This is a genomic window from Streptococcus sp. CF7_Ac1-12, from assembly GCF_024295905.1.
Classification (GTDB): domain Bacteria; phylum Bacillota; class Bacilli; order Lactobacillales; family Streptococcaceae; genus Streptococcus; species Streptococcus mitis_AP.
The window spans coordinates 1-3,418 of sequence record NZ_JANCPG010000030.1 but is presented as its reverse complement, the minus strand read 5'-3'; the positions used below and the strand labels follow the sequence as shown (position 1 = coordinate 3,418).

The window sequence follows — 3,418 nt, the reverse complement described above, 5'->3', positions numbered from 1 at the left end:
ACATGCTATTTTTTAGATATCAAAAGGAGAAAATGTGATGTATTTTAATCGTAAAAATGCAGAGCAAAAGAACTGGAGAATGATCAAAAAAGGGAAGCATTTCCTATTCGGTTGTTCTCTTGTTTTTGCAGTCGGAGCTAGTTTAGCTACCCAAGTGGTTCATGCAAACACAGCAGAAACTACTGTAGCAAACAACTCGACTACTGGGGATGTTAACCCTACACAGAACGGAGATGGCAAGACTTATGAGGCACCTGCTGTAGCAGAAAACAAGCCAGAAGTTGCTGGAACACCAGCTGTGTCTACAACAGAACCAGCAGTAGCGGCAAAACTTGATGGAGAAACTGCAAAAGAAGTTAAAGCTTTAGACAAAACTAAACTAGAAAACTACATTGCAGAAATCGAAGCAAAATTAGCTAACGGAACATACGAAAACAAAACTGAAGAAAGTGTTGCGGTACTAAAAGCTGACTTAGAAGCTGCGAAAGCTACATTAGCAAACGCAACAACTCAAGGTGAAATCACAAAAGCTTACAATAAACTTGTAACTACAGCTAACACTAAATTAAAAAATAAACCTGTAGAGAAAAAAGAAACTCCAGCAGTAGACACTACTAATGGAAAAGAAACTGTAGGTAAAAAAGCAGAAAACACTGAGAAAAAATCAGAATCTAACTCAATCGAAAACACAGGATCTAACGACCCACGTAACGGTAAAGCATTAGATAAAAATAATGCTTTTAGGGCGGAAATTGCCTATAATATTGATTCTCAGGGGAACGACTATGGGAAAAAAGACAGTGTTATTACTAGTGGTATAAGAGGTTCATCTGAATCTGGTAATGCAATAACTGCTGTTAATTCCGTAATGAAATATAGAGCTCGTTACAATACAGATGCTACTGGGAAAATTACTTCTGTAGACTGGCAAGTTTTTTTCAATGACCATTTACAAAATTTCGCTAATGACTATGGAGTAAAGAATGAAGTGTTCCGAAACTACATTCAGATTCCTAATGAAGTGAATATGCCTACGGATATTCGCCGATTGCAATATAGAGCGGAAATGAAATTTGTAGACAGAAAATATCAACTAGTTGGCGGAGATGGAAGTGCTCTTAGTGATACTGTAACTTTTGATAACCCTACTCCATCCACAGCAGCAGGGCGTGCTCTTGCTAAAAATGAGAATTTGAAAATAAATGGTAGTTGGGACAATTATACTAGAGGACTAGATACTCTGTATAATAACACTAGCTTCTACTATAAGGATGCGGTAAAAGACGAGCTATCTGATACAAAAAATTTAGTAAACTCAAATGCTTTGCCAGGTAAGCGTGTTATCTATGATAATTCGAATACAGGTGGTAACTATAGAGACGGTTATGTATGGGAGTTTACAACAACAGTTCCTAATACAGTAACAAATGAACAGTTGAAAAACATGAAGGTTTCGATGGGGATGTTGAGTACCGGGACAGCAGGAGTTGACCACGGTTTCCACAGAATTGCAGAGAACCCTGTAAATCTATCAAAAGCTGATGTTACCCCTCCAACTGTAAAAACTCAAACAGTTAAAGTTAATGAACAACCAAAAGCAGAAAATTCAATTGCTAACTTCAAAGATCTTCCTGCTGGAACAAAAGCTGAGTTCAAGACACCAGTAAACACAGCAACGCCAGGAGAAAAAACAGCAACAGCAGTTGTAACATACTCAGATGGTTCGAAGGTAGAAGGACCAGTAAAAGTAATTGTTGAAAAAGAAGCAGCCCAACCAGCAGCCCCAGTTGCTCCAGCAGCTCCAGCAGTAGCGCCAACAGTAGAGATTCCTTACTCTAATAAAGCTACTAAAGAAGTTTATGTATATGCTGGAGAAAAAAATTCATTCGATATCAAATTCAAAGATGATAGCGGGAAAATCACTAGCGCAATTGTAAATGGCGGAGGAAACCAACCATTTAATCCAGTTGAAGGTGAAGCAAATAAAATTAACGCTAAATATGGATTTACAGCGAATAAAATCACTACTGAAACCCCAGCAACAGCAGATACACCAGCAGTCATTACTTACTCAGGTACACCAGCGGCGACAGATGATTTGACAAAAGATAAACTGGATGCGGCAACTAAAGGTGAAAATCCAAAAGGTATGGTTTTAGGCTGGCGCTATGCAACTGCAACGGATACAGATGGTGCATCCATTGAGAATAAAGCCGTAGGTAGCTCAAACGCGACTGACCCAGGTTCATTCCTTCTTATGCTTAAGGGACAAGCTCAAAAATATGATATTGCAGCTCCAACAGAAAAAGTTACTGTAGCAGATCCAGCTAACGTAACAGAAGCTGAGCTAGGCAAAATCAAAGAGAAACTCCAACTTGAGTACTCTCAAACAAATGATGATGCTAACTTGGCAGACAAAAAAGGTACAACTGTAGCTGATAAAGATGCTAAGATCCAATCAGTAACAAAAGACGATAAAGGAAATCTTGTTGTAACCTATAAAGATGGTTCTCAAGATAAAAAACTATTATCAGAATTAACACGAACTAACCAAAAACCAACAGTAGAAATTCAATATTCTGACCCAGCACCAGATAAAAAAGAAGTATATGTATATGCATCAGAAGTGAATTCTTTTGATATTAAAATCAAAGATGATAGTGGTAAACTTGCAAGCGCTGAGTTAAGAAGAGGAAGTAACCAAGAATTTAAAGACGTAGCAGGAGAAACTAATAAACAAAATACAGAATATGGATTCACTGCGAATAAATTCACTACTGAAACAACAGCAACAGCAGAAAATCCAGCTGTTATTACATATACAGGTACTCCAGCACCTGAAGGGAAGTTTACAAAAGAAAAATTTGAAAAAGCAATTCAAGATGGAGGAACTCCATTAGGATGGCGTTTTGTAAAAGCCATTGATAAAGATGGAGCAGATGCTAGAGGAAATGGTAGAGATGTTACCGACCCAACTGCGGTTAATGTAATTCTTAAACCTCAAACTCAAAAATATGATATTAAAACTCCAGCAGAAGCTGACAAAGTAGTTGTATCAGATGTTAATAATGTTACTGATAAAGAGTTTGAAAAAATTAAAGAGAAAGTTAAACTTGAATATTCTCAAAACAATCCAGATGCACGTTTAGCTGATAAAAAAGGTACAGAAGTAGAAGCTGCTTCAAAAGTTGTTGATAAAGTAGAAAAAGAAGGAAACAATCTTGTTGTAACCTATAAAGATGGTTCTAAAGATAAAAAACCATTAGCAGACTTAACTAAGACAGCAGACGACGCAGCTAAGCCAAATGCAGGTAACGATGTGGTTAAACCAGCAGATAAGACTGTGGTAGCGAACCCAGAAAAACTTACAGACGCTGAGAAGAAAGCCATCGAAGACAAAGTTAAAGCAGTGAATCCA

1 protein-coding gene is annotated in these 3,418 nt (G+C 37.4%); it reads left to right on the top strand.

From position 1 onward, the window contains the following. Positions 1–37: 37 nt before the first annotated feature. Positions 38–3,418, top strand: a 3,381-nt coding sequence (locus NMM17_RS09520; RefSeq protein WP_254754329.1) for a Rib/alpha-like domain-containing protein, incomplete at its 3' end; no start/stop codon positions are given.